This is a genomic window from Marinomonas sargassi, from assembly GCF_025716875.1.
GTDB classification, from domain to species: Bacteria; Pseudomonadota; Gammaproteobacteria; order Pseudomonadales; family Marinomonadaceae; genus Marinomonas; species Marinomonas sargassi.
The window spans coordinates 737,267-752,271 of sequence record NZ_JAOVZB010000001.1 but is presented as its reverse complement, the minus strand read 5'-3'; the positions used below and the strand labels follow the sequence as shown (position 1 = coordinate 752,271).

Annotated in this window: 14 protein-coding genes and 1 riboswitch; of the genes, 4 read left to right on the top strand and 10 right to left on the bottom strand. The window is 42.5% G+C overall.

What is annotated here, in order from left to right; translation table 11 throughout:
• The 3 genes from OFY17_RS03640 to OFY17_RS03630 all read left to right on the top strand — a co-directional run bounded on the left by OFY17_RS03640 (position 1) and on the right by OFY17_RS03630 (position 3,004).
• On the top strand, positions 1-1,248 hold the full coding sequence (locus OFY17_RS03640; protein ID WP_263529341.1) for a DEAD/DEAH box helicase: 1,248 nt from the start codon (positions 1-3) through the stop codon (positions 1,246-1,248).
• A 69-nt stretch (positions 1,249-1,317) separates the two neighbouring features.
• A complete protein-coding gene (locus OFY17_RS03635; protein ID WP_263529340.1) occupies positions 1,318-2,175 on the top strand; it encodes a PA4780 family RIO1-like protein kinase in 858 nt (285 codons plus the stop codon).
• 169 nt (positions 2,176-2,344) lie between these two features.
• On the top strand, positions 2,345-3,004 hold the full coding sequence (locus tag OFY17_RS03630; RefSeq protein WP_263529339.1) for a 7-cyano-7-deazaguanine/7-aminomethyl-7-deazaguanine transporter: 660 nt from the start codon (positions 2,345-2,347) through the stop codon (positions 3,002-3,004).
• Positions 3,005-3,006: 2 nt separating this feature from the next.
• On the opposite strand, the gene OFY17_RS03625 is transcribed toward OFY17_RS03630, so the two are convergent.
• The 9 genes from OFY17_RS03625 to OFY17_RS03585 all read right to left on the bottom strand — a co-directional run bounded on the left by OFY17_RS03625 (position 3,007) and on the right by OFY17_RS03585 (position 13,084).
• Positions 3,007-3,528, bottom strand: coding sequence for a YgjP-like metallopeptidase domain-containing protein (locus OFY17_RS03625; protein WP_263529338.1), 522 nt, complete (start codon positions 3,526-3,528; stop codon positions 3,007-3,009).
• A gap of 51 nt (positions 3,529-3,579) precedes the next feature.
• Positions 3,580-4,986: a bifunctional diguanylate cyclase/phosphodiesterase gene (locus tag OFY17_RS03620; RefSeq protein ID WP_263529337.1), complete on the bottom strand. Its 1,407-nt coding sequence runs from the start codon at positions 4,984-4,986 to the stop codon at positions 3,580-3,582.
• A 148-nt stretch (positions 4,987-5,134) separates the two neighbouring features.
• Complete coding sequence (locus OFY17_RS03615) at positions 5,135-5,938, bottom strand: DUF547 domain-containing protein (RefSeq protein WP_263529336.1); 804 nt, start codon at positions 5,936-5,938, stop codon at positions 5,135-5,137.
• A gap of 4 nt (positions 5,939-5,942) precedes the next feature.
• On the bottom strand, positions 5,943-8,093 hold the full coding sequence (locus OFY17_RS03610) for an FAD-dependent oxidoreductase (protein WP_263529335.1): 2,151 nt from the start codon (positions 8,091-8,093) through the stop codon (positions 5,943-5,945).
• A gap of 197 nt (positions 8,094-8,290) precedes the next feature.
• Entirely contained in the window at positions 8,291-9,493 is a 1,203-nt protein-coding gene (locus tag OFY17_RS03605) for an MFS transporter (RefSeq protein WP_263529334.1), read from the bottom strand.
• Positions 9,494-9,681: 188 nt separating this feature from the next.
• Complete coding sequence (locus tag OFY17_RS03600; RefSeq protein WP_263529333.1) at positions 9,682-10,662, bottom strand: GlxA family transcriptional regulator; 981 nt, start codon at positions 10,660-10,662, stop codon at positions 9,682-9,684.
• Between the two features lie 102 nt (positions 10,663-10,764).
• The gene (locus OFY17_RS03595) at positions 10,765-11,643 is read right to left on the bottom strand and encodes an EamA family transporter (RefSeq protein WP_263529332.1); all 879 of its coding nucleotides are present in this window, start codon (positions 11,641-11,643) and stop codon (positions 10,765-10,767) included.
• 45 nt (positions 11,644-11,688) lie between these two features.
• Positions 11,689-11,997, bottom strand: a complete 309-nt coding sequence (locus tag OFY17_RS03590) for a DUF1272 domain-containing protein (protein WP_263529331.1) — start codon at positions 11,995-11,997, stop codon at positions 11,689-11,691.
• A gap of 157 nt (positions 11,998-12,154) precedes the next feature.
• Complete coding sequence (locus OFY17_RS03585) at positions 12,155-13,084, bottom strand: DMT family transporter (protein ID WP_263529330.1); 930 nt, start codon at positions 13,082-13,084, stop codon at positions 12,155-12,157.
• 118 nt (positions 13,085-13,202) lie between these two features.
• Positions 13,203-13,372, bottom strand: a riboswitch (FMN riboswitch).
• A 205-nt stretch (positions 13,373-13,577) separates the two neighbouring features.
• Between OFY17_RS03585 and rarD the strand changes: the two genes are divergently transcribed.
• A complete protein-coding gene (gene rarD, locus OFY17_RS03580; RefSeq protein ID WP_263529329.1) occupies positions 13,578-14,474 on the top strand; it encodes an EamA family transporter RarD in 897 nt (298 codons plus the stop codon).
• Positions 14,475-14,532: 58 nt separating this feature from the next.
• Here rarD and OFY17_RS03575 read toward each other — a convergent pair whose 3' ends face one another.
• The gene (locus OFY17_RS03575; protein WP_263529328.1) at positions 14,533-14,976 is read right to left on the bottom strand and encodes a hypothetical protein; all 444 of its coding nucleotides are present in this window, start codon (positions 14,974-14,976) and stop codon (positions 14,533-14,535) included.
• Positions 14,977-15,005: the final 29 nt, after the last annotated feature.

Here is a 15,005-nt window from a genome sequence, read left to right as displayed (position 1 = left end):
ATGCACTTTATAGAACTGGGTTTATTGCCTGAAATTACAGAGAATACTGATGCTTTAGGTTACCAAGCCCCAACGCCTATCCAAGAAAAAGCGATTCCTATCATCCTTGAAAAGAAAGATCTGATGGCGGGTGCTCAGACAGGCACAGGTAAAACAGCTGCCTTTGCTTTGCCTCTTATTCATAACGTCTTACTGAGAAAGAAAACACAGCCAGAGAGTGTTATTCAAACGTTAGTACTGACGCCAACCCGTGAGCTTGCTTTGCAGGTTCACGAAAGCTTTGAACGCTATAGCCAGTCATTGAATGTTCGTTCGGTTGCGGCCTATGGTGGTGCTAGTCTCAATGTACAAATTAAAAGTCTCAAGCAAGGTTGTGACATTTTGGTGGCAACGCCAGGTCGTTTACTTGAGCTTTTGATGAAAGAGTTAATTGATATCAGTTCGTTACAAACCTTGGTTCTGGATGAAGCGGACCGAATGTTGGATATGGGCTTCATTGTTGATATTAAAAGAATATTAAAGAAGCTACCTAGTAGCCGTCAGACGCTGTTTTTCTCTGCAACTTTCAATGATGATATTTTTACACTGAGTAAAACTCTACTGAATGCGCCAGAGCTAATTGAAGTGAATCAACGTAATAGCGTGGTTTCTAGTGTCGATCAAAGTTTTTATTCTGTCGATAAACACAAAAAAAGTGGTTTTGTTTCCTATTTTATCGGTTGGAAAAACTGGCACCAAGTACTGGTGTTCACTCGTACTAAGCAAGGAGCAGATGAACTCGCCTCAGAAATGAATAAAGACGGTATTAAAGCGCAAGCCATCCATGGAGATAAATCACAAGGAGCGCGTAATCGCGCCTTAGCTGACTTTAAAGCTGGAAAGGTACGTGCATTAGTAGCCACCGATGTAGCTGCCCGAGGCATTGATATAGACCAGCTACAATACGTCATTAACCATGAGCTTCCTTACCAAGCAGAAGACTATATACATCGTATAGGAAGGACCGGAAGGGCGGGAGAATCTGGCGTTGCCGTTAGTCTTGTGACGGAAAAAGAGCGTTATTTATTGGCGGATATTGAAACCCTATTGAAGGAAAGTGCCATGTTGCAGTGGTTGCCAGGTTTTGAACCTGACTTAACTCAGCAAGACTCGACGAAACCAAAGCGCCCACCCTCCAAAAAAGAATTGCGGGCGAAAGCATTAGGGCTGACAGCGAAAAAGCCGAATAAAAAGCGCCCTAGAAGATAACCAGTAATACGGCCTCGTGTATTCTTGTTACTATAGGTTTAATGCTTACCAATACGACAATAGAGATTTATGAAGATACCAAAGAGAATCGCACCATTAATGGAAGAAGGCTTAATTGATGAAGTGCTTCGACAGTTGATGAGCGGAAAGGAAGCGACAGTGTATGTAGTACGTTGTGGCTCAGAAATACGTTGTGCGAAAGTCTATAAGGAAGCTCGTAAGCGTAGCTTTAAACAAGCCTCACAATACCGAGAGGGGCGTAAAGTTCGTAATAGTCGTCGCTCCCGTGCAATGGAAAAAGGCTCGAAATTTGGTCGAGAAGAGCAAGAGAACCTATGGCAAAACGCTGAAGTAGATGCTTTATATAAGCTTGCTGATGCAGGTGTTCGTGTTCCTACTCCCTATGGCTGTTTTGACGGTGTGCTGCTCATGGAGTTAGTCACAGAAGAGAGTGGCGAAGTAGCGTCTCGTTTAAACGATGTAGTGTTGACCCCAGAGCAAGCGAGAGAAGATCACGCTGCCATTATCAAAGACATCACTCGTATGCTGTGTGCAGGCTTGGTGCATGGTGACCTCTCTGAATTCAATGTGCTGGTGGACTCTTATGGCCCTGTCATTATCGACCTACCGCAAGTGGTTGATGCTGTGTCGAATAATAATGCCCAGTGGATGCTAGAGCGCGATGTAAACAATATGCGCAGCTATTATGGTATGTCTGCTCCTGAATTATTAGAAACTCAGTACGCCAAAGAGATGTGGGCCTTATTTGAAGACGGTAAACTCACACCAGACACCGAACTGACGGGTGTATTTGAAGAGCCTACAGAAGCGGCTGATGTTGACGCTGTGATGACAGAAATACGAGAAGCCTTTAATGAAGAGCAAGACCGCTTAGCGCGTATTCAAGCGGCAAACGAAATAGACTAATCGTATATTCTGACTGTTTTTTGAACAAAAAATTGAATATCGGAAGGAGTTATGTATAATCGCGCTCCGGTTTGACCACAAGGTCAAAAAAATAAACTGAGCAGAGCAATACGATATAAAGCGATGCTTTTGGGTTCCCTCACCCCAATTTAACGAAAAAGGTGACAATATGAGTTCGTTTACTTTTGAGCAACAGCGCAAGGCGTTGTGCTTTCTTGCTGTTTTTCATTTAATTATTATTGCGTCCAGCAATTACTTGGTTCAAATTCCTTTCACAGTATTTGGCTTCCATACCACATGGGGGGCTTTCTCTTTTCCCTTCATCTTTCTGGCAACCGATTTAACGGTACGGATATTTGGTGCTTCGCTTGCTCGTAAGATCATCTTTTTAGTGATGCTACCATCGCTCATTTTATCCTACGTTTTATCTGTGATTTTTGCCGAAGGTGCATTCCAAGGTTTTGCTAATTTAGCTAGCTACAATGACTTTGTAGGCCGTATAGCCATTGCCAGTTTATCGGCTTACTTACTCGGTCAATTGCTAGATATCAAAGTTTTTAACCGTTTAAGAGCTTTAAGCTTATGGTGGGTCGCACCAGCCGCTTCCACCTTGTTAGGTAATGGTTTGGATACCTTAGCATTTTTTGGTATCGCGTTTTATCAGAGCCCTGACCCTTTCATGGCTCAACATTGGCAAGAAATTGCATTGGTGGATTTTGGCTTTAAAGTGATTATCAGCCTTGGCTTGTTCCTTCCTTTATATGGCTTATTGCTGAACTACCTTACTAAAAAGCTCACCAGCGTCGAGCCAGAACCAAGCGCAGCCTAACGTCAATCTTTCCAAAGGTCTCCAAAGTGATCTCTGTGGTTTAAGTAAACACGGAGATCAAACTCAAGCTGGTGATACTCCGCTTCCATATAACAGCAGAGCTTATAAAAGGCTTTGCTGTGCTCTTTCTCTTTTAAATGAGCTAACTCGTGTACCACGATCATTTTTAAAAATGGTTCGGGAAGGTTTCTGAATAACGCTGCAATACGAATTTCATTTTTTGCTTTTAACTTCGATCCCTGTTTTCTAGAAACATAGGAATGAGTGCCAAGGGCGTTTTTAATGGCATGGATTTTATCATCGTATATGACTTTGCTGATGGGGGAAGAGCTGCGCATATTTTGGTTTTTTAATGCGATAGCATATTCATATAAATCACCAATATTATGCGGTCTTGGGTACTTATTTAGCAGCCACTTACTTGATTGTTTCGAAGCTAAAAGATGTTCCACCTGTTTTAATAATGCCTCAGGGTAACCATTTAAATATTGAGCTTTTATAGAAGAATCTTTTATGGGTTTCATATTTTAGAAGGTGGTTGCTTTTAGGGAGTGGTGATTGAAGAGGTGTAATAATCAGAATAGAGAGGGCGTATTAGTGTAGACCTCATGGGACACTTTATTTTTACCGGTTTTTTTAGACTGATAAAGTGCTTTATCTGCCTTGTTAAGCAGCTCTCCAAGGGTGCAGTAATGGGTATCTTTCCCTTTTGATGCTACACCGATAGAAACAGTGAAAAATACTCTTTCATTCTCGGAACTCAATACCATACTTTTTTCTATATGATGCCTTAGCTGCTCAGCAATAGATAACACATGATCGATATCCTGATGAGCCAGTAAAAAAGCAAACTCTTCACCGCCAATGCGTGCCGCAATGTCTCTTTTACTCAGAATTTGTTCACTAATGTCCGCCAATTTTTTTAATACTTGGTCACCTGTTTTATGGCCGTAGATATCATTAATCTTTTTAAAGTCATCGATATCTAGCATGATAATAGCCAGTGGCGTTTTCTCAATCGCAGTGCTTTTAAATATTTCTTCTCCTTTATCAAAGAAGTGCCCTCTATTGCTTAAACCTGTGAGGAAGTCAAAGTAGGCCCTTTGTTCTAGCTCTTCTTTGGCCCGGAAGCTCTCAATGGCAATGCTGGCTAGTCGGCTAGCGAAATTGATTAAGTCGAAGTCTTTTTCAGAAGGTGTAGAAGGATAGCGTTTGTATATCGCGAAGGTGCCTAATAGCTCACCTGTTGAGGATAAAATGGGGTCTGACCAACACGCAGCGATACCAGCTTCTTTAGCAAGTTGTGCAAAAGGTTGCCAGTTTTCGTGGGAAGCAATATCGGCAACAATAACACGTTTTTTCGAATAAGCCGCAGCGCCACAAGAGCCTACCTTTGGGCCTGCTTGTACACCATCAATAGCTTCGTTGTAGAAGTTCGGGAGGTTGGGAGCCGATCCTACTCTTAAACACCCTTGTTCTTTATCAAAGAGTAAAATGCTGCAAATAGATTGGGTATTTTCTTGCTCGATTTGATTAACAATCGTGCTGAGAATGTCCTTAAGAGCCGAGCTTTTTGCGACCATTTCAAGCATGTTGCTGCGAGCTCGTAATCTTTCTTCTGCTACCCAGTGGTCTGTGAAATCGGTAAAGTACCAAATCTTCTTATCGTTCAGCTTTGAAATATAAATATTAACGTGTTTTATCGAACCATCTTTGCAAATGAGATTGGATTTTATATCTCTCGCTGAAGAGAGGTTTGTATTGTCGATAAAAGGCCCGATCACATTATGGTAATGATCTTTTTCGGGTGTGGCGTTTACATACCAAGATTTAATATCAGAAAGGTCTTCTAAACGATATCCAAAAAGGTTCGTAAAAGCCTCATTAATGTATTCTATATGCCCAGAAGAAATGCTTGAGTAGGCTACGGCTATAGGTGTGGTATTTAAAACATCATTAATATTATTGTGAATGCTTTCCATATTCCTTACTCAAAGAATTACACTTACCTATTATATTGATTTGAGCAATTAATACACAATAGGTAACGTAAAACAAGAAAAAGGAAATAATGCATTCTTTTTTCTTAACCTTGAGAAAGACTTATCTACTGCAACTAATAAGTAGAATTTATATCTTTTTATTTAACCCCCAATCATAACTTAAGAATTTAATGCTAGCGTCATCTTCTTTTAGCATTTGAATAACACTCTCAGTAAGTTCTAAGTCATCAGCATAATCTAACAAGAAAGCCTCTAAAGAATGATAGCCTTTTAGGCCCTTTTCAAAGTCTTCCTTGTACCATTTGAAAATAGAAGATAATTCTATCTTGTTGCCATTTAAACGATTACGACTTTTATCGGCTAAGAAAAGCTTGGTTTGGCTTTCTAGCAGACTTTCCAAGTTATCACCTTGAAACGCTGTATTAGCCAGTGCTGGGCAGCCAATGCTGGCACAGTTTACGGCAAAGTGAATACGCGGCTCTTGATAACGGCCTGAACCACGAATCAATTTGTGCTCTATATCGTCTAAAGATCGCGTTGCCCCTAATAAAGGCACGAATTCTTTACTCCAAGGAGAGCTGAAAAAGCTGCCAAGGTCTTTAATAGATTTTAAGTCTGGCCATTTGCTTAAGATAAACTCTACTGTCCATGCGTTATAGGCGTTGATCAAAAATGCCAGTTGATCGTCTTTCGGCCAAGCATCGAACTCACTTTGTGAAACCTTAGATAAGCTGTCTAGATAGCTTTTCAACTCCGTTTGATTATCTGCAAAGCCTTGGTAATCCACTTGGCTTGCTTGGCCTCCATTGATTAGGTAGACATGCTTTTGTAGCAGGCTATCCCATTGGTCATGGTTAAATGCGTTTTTTGCCTGAGCTAAGCCAATATTTAGACTAAGGAGGGCAGATAGTATAATTAGCCATACTTTCATTTTCTTACCCTCTACGCCATGTGTGGTATTTTTCGACCCAAGCGAGAATACGCTCTGGAGTGTGAGCTCGTTTCCATTCACCAGCCGCATATTTGTTGGACTCTGCCCATGTTGGGTAAGTATGAATAGTGCCTAAAATTTTGTTTAAACCTAGGCCATGCTTCATTGCCAAAACAAACTCAGCCAATAAATCTCCAGAGTGATCACCCACTATGGTGACACCAAGAATTTTGTCTTTTCCGGGTACGGTGAGTACTTTCACAAAGCCATCTGTAGCACTTTCTGCAATGGCACGGTCTAAGTCATCCAGTCCGTAGCGCACCATTTCATAGGCAATACCTTGCTCTTTGGCATCTTGCTCACTGAGACCAACACGTGCCACTTCAGGGTCTACGAACGTGGCCCAAGGAATAACACGGTAGTCCGCACGGAATTTTTTGAAAGTGCCGAATAAAGCATTAACTGCTGCGTACCAAGCTTGGTGGGCCGCAACGTGTGTGAACTGATAAGGGCCAGCGACATCACCTACGGCAAAGATGTTCGGGAAAAGCGTTTCTAGGTAATCGTTAGTCGTAATGGTGCGTTGTGTTTCGATACCTAGGTTTTCTAGTCCATAGCCTTCAAGGCGAGCCTGTCGACCAACCGCGCAGAGTAAAGCGTCAAATTCGATCACACTTTCTACGCCGTCTTTTTCAACGATAAGTCGTTTTACGTCACCTTCTTTCTCACAACGAATGGCATTGTGCGAAGTTAAAATGTTGACACCGTCGGAGCGCATGCTGTTTTGAACTAACTTAGAGACTTCTTCATCTTCACGCGCCATGATGCGTGAGCCGCGCTCTACTTGAGTGACATTAGAACCTAAGCGAGCAAAACTTTGCGCGAGTTCTGAGCCGATAGGGCCGCCACCAAGTACAACCAGACGTTTCGGGGGCGCATCAAATTTAGCAAACTCTTCCCATAGTGTGTCGCTGGTGTAATAGCCAGTTTCATCTAATCCAGGTAAATCTGGAACGAATGGTCGAGCCCCTGTTGCTAAGACAATACTGCGCGCAGTCATGCGTTTTGTACCACCTTCAGCGAGCTGAATTTCCACTGTCCAAGGGTCAATTAGCTTCGCGTAACCTTGTACAACATCCACCCCCAATTTGGTGTAACGCTCAACGCTATCATGGGGTTCTACCTTGCTGACAACATCATGGACACGGGCCATAACCTTTTTGAATGAAAAAGTTGGCTCACTGCTTTCTAAACCATATTTCTCTGCAGTACGAATTTGTTTAGCGATCTTAGCGCTCTTGATAATGGCTTTACTTGGAACGCAGCCGTAGTTAAGGCAATCACCACCCATTTTGTGGGCTTCGATCAAGGTCACTTTCGCTTTTACTGCCGCAGCAATGTAAGAACTTACCAACCCGCCAGCACCTGCACCAATGACAATTAGGTTTCGGTCGAATGATTTTGGTTTAGTGAATTTCGCGTAAACGCGACGAGCTTTAATGATATCTAGAATTTTCTTTGCAACTAATGGGAAGACACCCAGTAATACGAATGAAAGGAGCAGGGCTGGAGACAAAATACCTGACAGGCTTTCGATTTGACCCAGTTGTGTGCCCGCGTTAACGAAAACCACAGTACCGACCAACATGCCTAGTTGGCTGACCCAGAAGAAGGTGAAAGCACGAATCGTGGTTAGGCCCATGACTAGGTTAATTAAAAAGAACGGGAAAACAGGCACTAGGCGAAGAGTGAAAAGGTAGAAAGCCCCTTCTCTTTCAATACCTTCATTGAAGGTTTTTAGACGATCTCCAAAGCGTGCTTGAATAGAATCTCGAAGTAGATAACGGGATACTAGGAAGGCTAGAGTCGCACCTATAGTACTAGCGAAAGACACGATAACTGTCCCCATCACCACGCCAAATAATGCGCCTGCTGCCAAGGTCATAATAGCTGCCCCAGGAAGAGATAAGGCGGTGACGGCAATATAAAGTGCTAAAAAGCCACCTGTTACCAATACTGGGCTTTCAGTGCGCAGTTCTTCAAATTGACCCAGTCCGGATTTAAGTCCGTCCAAGGTCAACAGCTGGTGTAAGTTAAAGTGAAAAAAGCCAACCGCAAGGGCAGCTATCAATACCAACAATCCTATTTTTTTCATTCTCAGGCTCCGATTAAATCCATTCAAAGTTCAGCGCATTTTTAATTACTTGCTGAATAATATAGTGATTAGACGAGTGAATAGGAGGAATGTTACAAAAAAGGTAGTTTTTATTTTATGGACGAATCACAGCATCCCTCCATATAGGCGAGGAATGCCTTAATATTCATGTCTTGAGTAGCGAGTAAGCTGCGGAATTAAACCGTTTTATGGGTGGAGATACGGCTAGCGATAAAACTAAAGATTGAACCTAAAAGACAAATACATAACACCATACCAACTAAACCAAATAATCCATAAAGAGTAATTAATAATGCAAAGGCTGGTGGCCCTATGGTGGCTCCTAAATTACCAAATTGGGCAATAAGCCCGTAGCCTTGTGCCTGTTCTTCGGGGGTTCTGGCTAAAGCTGGAATCATCGCTAGAGCCGCCCCCGGTATCATACCAAGGAAGAGGATAAGTACGCCTGTCATTAAAGCGAACCACAAAGGTTGCGTAGCGACTAAGGTCAGAAGACAAGCACTCAAGGCAACGCCAGAGTAGGACATTAAGGCTACTTTTTGAGGCTTCATAATGTATTGAGCTAGGGCGCCAGCAATAAAAGTACCGCTGGTACTGAGTAAGGGTAAACACACCATCATTAAAGCTTGTACCTTGGTATCACTGACCAACCTAGGGATATAAGTAAGCAGAGAAACTAGGGTGCAGGTATAGCAAAGAAACACCAAGCTGGGGATGAGTGAACGAGGGTTTCGATATACCTGAAGCAATTGCTGTAAGAAACCATTTGGGTTTGGAACAGATGCACTCATGTCTAATACGGCATTTTTACGTAGAGTGAAGAACACAATGACGCCCATGGTGAAAATCAGTGTCCCATGGCCAAATAATAAGGTTTGTATACCATGTTGCTCTAAAATATTTTTGCCGAGCCAGCCTGTCACCGCGAAAGCGACACCGAAAAACGTCCCCCAAAGCCCCATGGTTAAAGATTTATGCCTAGGAGCGCTAAGTTTTGCAATCAATGTTGGAGCCGCAACAACCACACCAAGTTGTGAAAACCCTTCCAATAAGCGAGTTATGAGAAGCACTGAGAAGCTAGGAAGGCTAGCTTGAATAAAAGACAGTATACCCCCTAAAAATAACGCTCCCATTAAAACTCTTAAATAGCCAATACGACTGGCAATAAGACCAGCAAAAGCACCAAAGATAAGGCCGACTACTCCAACCAAAGACAGTGCCGCTCCCGTTAAGGTTTCGCCTGCTTGGTAGTATTGCAACAAAGCGTCATAGGAAACGGAAAACTTGGAAAATTGCATAGCGGCACTGATGCCAGCTATCCACAGAAAAACAATTTCCAAAAATTGCGTTTTGCTTTCCGTTGCTGAGTTATGTGTCATTGATCGTCCTTGTTGTAGGAGGATGAGAAAGAAAGACGAGTAGATGAATAACTATTATTAATGTCGATCTTTTAGCTCCATTGAGAGGGCTGTATGTTAAATCAAAAGGTGCAAACCGCCTAAGTATTTGTGATATGAACAGAGCGTATATTCTTTTATTTAGGGGGGATTTGAACGTGGTAAGACCCTTAGCTATAGGAAGCTGCGCTAGTCCTGTAGGCAGAAGGTGGAGCTGTGTATTGTCTTGCCCAAATACGACGGAACTGCCTTGGGTCATTAAAGCCACATTGTTCAGCTATGTCTTCTATTGGCAAAGAAGAGCTTTGTAGAAGCTGCATAGCCAAGGAGAGTCTGAGTTTATAAAGGTATTCTCGGGTTGTGATGCCAGTGTTTTCTTTGAATAGCCTCACCAAATGACGGGGGCTGCAGTTAGCTTTATTTGCAAGGTCTTCAATTGTCCATTGTCTGCTCGGGTCCAGTTGAATGGCATCTTGAATGCGATGCACGCCTTGGTGGAAATGATTGCGGTTTTCGAGCCAAGGAGATTGGCTAGGATCATTGGGTCCACGACGAGAAAATAACACCATGTGACGAGCCACCTGACAAGCGCAATTCTCACCTAATGTGTGTTGGATAATATACATGGCTAAATCAATTCCAGATGTTACACCGGCACAGCTATAAAAAGGCTCGTCGGCCACTAACAATCGGTTGGCCAATACATTGGCGTTTGGTGCTGCCAGTTGCAGTTCCTCGATATGCATATGGTGTGTGGTGCAGTCTCGCCCATTGAGTAAACCTGCTTTAGCGTAGAGCAGTGCGCCAGAGCAGACACTAATGTAACGACCAATATATTGTGCTTGTTGAGCCAACCAATTCACGACCATCTGCGCATTTTGGGTATCTAGATCTATCTCTTGACCAGCCATGCCCGGGCTAATGATCCAACTGTTTGGCTCTATGTATTCAGGCAGTGGGGAGACTTGTAGGTTCAAGCCAAGGGAATTGTCGATTTCAGCTTGTGGACCAATAAAGTGAAGCTTAAATTGAGTGCCGTTATCAACAAATCGGTTCGCGTACTGGAAGGCTTCTGCTGGACCAATGGCGTCTAGCAGAACCGTGTTAGGGAGCAGAATAAAATAAACATGAATGATGTTGTTGGTCGTCATAAAGTTGTCTTTTATTAAAGAGTGAAATACTGAATCTAGGGAAGGTACGAACAAGTCCACTGGCTTCAGCGTGTGGATAAACCTTTATTATTCGCATCTTCCCTAGCGACTAAACAGCTTTTTACCAAAGGTATTGGTTAATAGACCTAAGAACACAACGCCAACGCCTATCCATTGTAACGTTAATAACTTTTCATCTAGCACTATGGTGGCGGCGATTAAGCCGACAACCGGCACACCTAAGGTTAAAGGAGCAACTTGATTGGCTGGATAGCGTCCCATTAAATGTCCCCATAAAGAGTAGCCAAGGATGGTTGCTATCAGGGCCAAGTAAATAATAACGGCGATAGAGCTCAAGCTGATATTGATGAGAGCAGCCTCTATTTTCTCTGGGCCCTCCAACCAATAAGATAAAAGGAAAAAGGGCACAGGCGGTATCCATGAACTCCAAATGACCAAGTTAATGTTCACCTGATAGCCATTCTTACTCATAGTTCGAGCACTTATATTCCCCAATGCCCAACTTGCAGCGGCTAATAGGGTCAATAAGAACCCCAGTAATGACATACCCCCAATCCCTGATTTAGCTGCAATCATGAATAAACCCATGGCGGCTAGTACAAGGGCAAAAATTTGGTAAAACTTAACGCTTTCTTTGAGAAAGGCAAAGGCAAACAGCATTGTAAATAAGGCCTGAGCTTGCAGTACCAGAGAGGCTAGGCCTGCAGGCATACCATTTGCCATAGCAATGAACATAAAAGCAAATTGCAGCAAACCCATTGGTAAAATGTAGATACACCACCACGATAACGGAATATTAGGGCGCTTAATAAATAAGGAGCCGAACGCCGCCACGGCTAAAAATCGTAACCCACCTAGTAAAAGGGGTGGTATTTCATCTAAACCGATAGCTAACACGACAAAGTTTAGCCCCCACGCAATGATGATAATCAGAGCAAACACACTGTCTTTTAAATTCATGCTATCAATGTCCGTATGATGTGATTTGAGCTTTAAAGGATTAGCTTATCTATCTTTTGGAGCTATGTTTTTGATGGCTTCGCTAAACGCCGTTATTTCTTCTAAGGAGTACTTAGTATGAACTTCCGTTGTCGATGCTGGATGATACGCTAAACTGACCCCCTGCCTTCTATCGTGCTTTGGTCTGATTGGTCTCGCAGAAAAGCCACCGCCACAGTTTGGACAAACATTACGTAATACACTCTTTACGCAGTCTGAACAAAAAGTGCATTCATAGCTGCAAATCATGGCATCTTGGGCATCAGCTGGTAAGGTTTTTTGGCAATATTCACAGTTTGGTTTTATGGCTAACATCACTTTTCCCTCTTAAACGGTATTTGATATCGCTAGAATATACCGACATGAGTAATAGAGGATAGGGTTATCAATAGGGTCAAAAAAGACAATGTTAAAAAGGACTAGTCGCCCAAATATGAGTGCTTAAATACATATTTGGGTGACTTTTTGGACATTAAGGCGTGGCTGTTGAAAGGCTTGAGTCTTCATCTTCTTTATGGCTCAAACCTAGGTTACCTACAATAAGCATGATGCCGCCAAGGATTTGATAAAAACTTAATCCCATATCTAAAAATATCCAATTTATGGAAGCGGCAAAAACAGGGAAAGATAGCTCAGCTAAGGTCGCCATTTGCGCAGGAACGCGTTTTAGTCCTTGGTAGTAGAACCACATGCCGACCAAGCCGCTCAATAATGCCATTACCACCATTAAACTGAGGTCGGTTGATTGAATGGCTTTAAAGCTGGATGTGCTAAAAAGCGCCAACGGAAGTAGCACCAGTAATCCTGCTACAAAACGACCGGAGAGGATGGCGTTTGATGGCATTCCTTGGTGGGATAAGTATTTTCCACATACCGTGGCTCCTCCCCATGCAATCACAGCAATTAAGGTGTAACCGTAGCCTTTAATAATGCTCATATTATCAGTGGAATAATGCCACTGCGCTTCGCTAAGGGTGCGTAAGTCTGGCCACATCATAATGAAGCTGCCTAGCAATATGACAGCAGCCCAGCGCAAAAATTGTCCTTCGATTTGCTCTTTTAAGAACCAATAAGCCAGCAGAATAGCAATAATAGGTTGCAGCTTTTGCAGTAAGATGACGACGGTTGGGTTTAGGTATTGGAAGGCCTCTGTAAAGGCTAGCGTGCCAATAGCAGAGCCGACACCGCCGATAAATAGCAAACAGAGTAGGCTGTTTTTGGGTAGCTGACGAAAGGTTTGACGGTATTTCCACAGTAATGGACTTACAAACACCAATAGGGTGATGTGCTCTATCAGTACAATTTGCAGTGTGGAATAACCAGCACCCAATAATGGGTAACGTATCAAGGTATCGAGTGCCCATGTAAAGCACGCAATCATTATAAAAAGTGTTCCTGCCATCTTGGTTTTCTCCAATCAATAAGATGTACAGGGGCGATGAGTGTGGATTGTACCAATATCTGTGCGCATAAAAACACAGCTTAGCCGCTCTGGATATATCCTGAGCAGCTAATACTTGGTCGATCTTCTATCATCCGGACTGTAACCGTCGGCTCTGGAGTCTCACCAGATCTGCTGACCTTACTTAATTCTGTTTAAGTAAGCGCTCGCGGGCTTTTTATATCTCAGTTTGCACTGTTGAAATAAATTACCGCCGGTGGGGAATTTCGCCCCGCCCCGAAGTTCGATTTCGTTGTTTCAGTTTTAGAAGCTTAACTGGTTAAGCTGATGGGACTTTAACCTTATCTAATGCGTTAGGCAATCTTATGGATTAGGTAATTATTTAAGGTGTCAGTACAGATAGAAAAGTGTATTGTTGGCAGCCTTCAAGAGAGCTTATTTTGTAAGGGCTGACTCTTGTAATGCATTGATATAGAACTTAAGGATAGCCAATATGCAGACCTCTTCTAACGGTGGTATTTTCTACGCATTAACCGCTTTTATACTTTGGGCAATTGCCCCTATTTACTTTAAAGAGACTTCCTTTATTGCTGCTACAGAAGTATTGGCCCATAGGGTTATTTGGTCTTGTCTTGTTGTCTTAGTTTTAATTGTGTTGCTGCGTTATACCTCAGCATTGAAAGAGGTTCTTAAGTCACCAAGAACTCTTGCTTTTATGTCCATTTCGACCGTGCTCATTGCGGCTAACTGGGGAACCTTTATTTGGGCGATTCAACACAACCAAATGCTGAGTGCTAGCTTGGGGTATTACATTAACCCTCTTATTACAATTTTATTAGGGGTGGTTTTCTTTAAAAACACTTTAGATAAAGTGCGTATCGCTGCTGTTTTCTTGTGCTTTGCTGCGGTTGTTTTTGAAGTGATTCAGTTTGGCTCCTTACCTTGGGTTGCTTTGTCATTGGCGCTGACTTTTGCTTTCTATGGGCTAGTGCGTAAAAAAGTATCGGTTGATAGCTTTACTGGAATGGCGATAGAAACTTGCATTTTGCTGCCTGTTGCCCTGATCTACTTATGGCAAGCAGACTCCGCTACTTCGAACTTGATGGAAAATAGTAGTGCGATCAACTTGCTGTTATTTGCGTCTGGCCCTGTCACCATGGTTCCTTTGATGTGCTTTGCAGCCGCAGCCAATAGAGTTAGTTTAGTGACTATTGGTTTTCTTCAATACATAGGCCCAACAGGAATGTTTTTGTTGGCGGTATTTTTATATAACGAGCCACTTAGTACCGAAAAACTGATTACTTTTGTGTTGATTTGGTCTGCTTTAGGTGTGCTGATTATTGATTCTATTCGACGAGTTCGTAAGGAAAAGAAGGAATCTGTTGTGTAAGAGAGCGCTTATTGAGCCAAGGCTTTTGCTCCTTAATGAATAAGCTGCTCAGTTATGGCTAGTGTTTTTCCATAATGCTAATAGCTTGTTGTAGAAAAGAGCTTCTTGATTCGGTTTTTCTTTCGCATTCCTGAATCGCGCTTAAATAATCACGGGCTATTTTTTTCTCGGAATAACGAGCGTTTAAATGCTTAGAAAAGTTCTTTTGTTGACGCTCAAAGATCTGCTTCATTAGGTTCACTTGACTTACATTGCCGCTGTAAAGCGTCATTAATTGAGGTGTAATGAGCTTATCGTCTAAATGGGTTAGATAACTGGATAGCCCTCGACGAATAACGGCTTTCTCTTTGTTTGAATAAGTTTTCGTGCCGAGGATTTTAGAATCAACAAAGGTCACTAATCCATGACATGAGTACATTTCATTCAGAGAAGATGTGGGTGCTGCGATCGTGATTGAAGAACACAATAAAGCAAACAGGAGAATGATTTTATTATTAGACACTACATCACCTTGTTTAGATTAACGAGACC

Bases quoted from the DNA above. Each gene is read 5' to 3' on its own strand.
- OFY17_RS03600 (WP_263529333.1), bottom strand. From the start codon at position 10,662: ATGACGACCAACAACATCATTCATGTTTATTTTATTCTGCTCCCTAAC.
- OFY17_RS03620 (WP_263529337.1), bottom strand. From the start codon at position 4,986: ATGGAAAGCATTCACAATAATATTAATGATGTTTTAAATACCACACCT.
- OFY17_RS03625 (WP_263529338.1), bottom strand. From the start codon at position 3,528: ATGAAACCCATAAAAGATTCTTCTATAAAAGCTCAATATTTAAATGGT.
- OFY17_RS03590 (WP_263529331.1), bottom strand. From the start codon at position 11,997: ATGTTAGCCATAAAACCAAACTGTGAATATTGCCAAAAAACCTTACCA.
- OFY17_RS03595 (WP_263529332.1), bottom strand. From the start codon at position 11,643: ATGAATTTAAAAGACAGTGTGTTTGCTCTGATTATCATCATTGCGTGG.
- OFY17_RS03630 (WP_263529339.1), top strand. From the start codon at position 2,345: ATGAGTTCGTTTACTTTTGAGCAACAGCGCAAGGCGTTGTGCTTTCTT.
- OFY17_RS03640 (WP_263529341.1), top strand. From the start codon at position 1: ATGCACTTTATAGAACTGGGTTTATTGCCTGAAATTACAGAGAATACT.
- OFY17_RS03635 (WP_263529340.1), top strand. From the start codon at position 1,318: ATGAAGATACCAAAGAGAATCGCACCATTAATGGAAGAAGGCTTAATT.
- OFY17_RS03605 (WP_263529334.1), bottom strand. From the start codon at position 9,493: ATGACACATAACTCAGCAACGGAAAGCAAAACGCAATTTTTGGAAATT.
- OFY17_RS03615 (WP_263529336.1), bottom strand. From the start codon at position 5,938: ATGAAAGTATGGCTAATTATACTATCTGCCCTCCTTAGTCTAAATATT.
- rarD (WP_263529329.1), top strand. From the start codon at position 13,578: ATGCAGACCTCTTCTAACGGTGGTATTTTCTACGCATTAACCGCTTTT.
- OFY17_RS03585 (WP_263529330.1), bottom strand. From the start codon at position 13,084: ATGGCAGGAACACTTTTTATAATGATTGCGTGCTTTACATGGGCACTC.
- OFY17_RS03610 (WP_263529335.1), bottom strand. From the start codon at position 8,093: ATGAAAAAAATAGGATTGTTGGTATTGATAGCTGCCCTTGCGGTTGGC.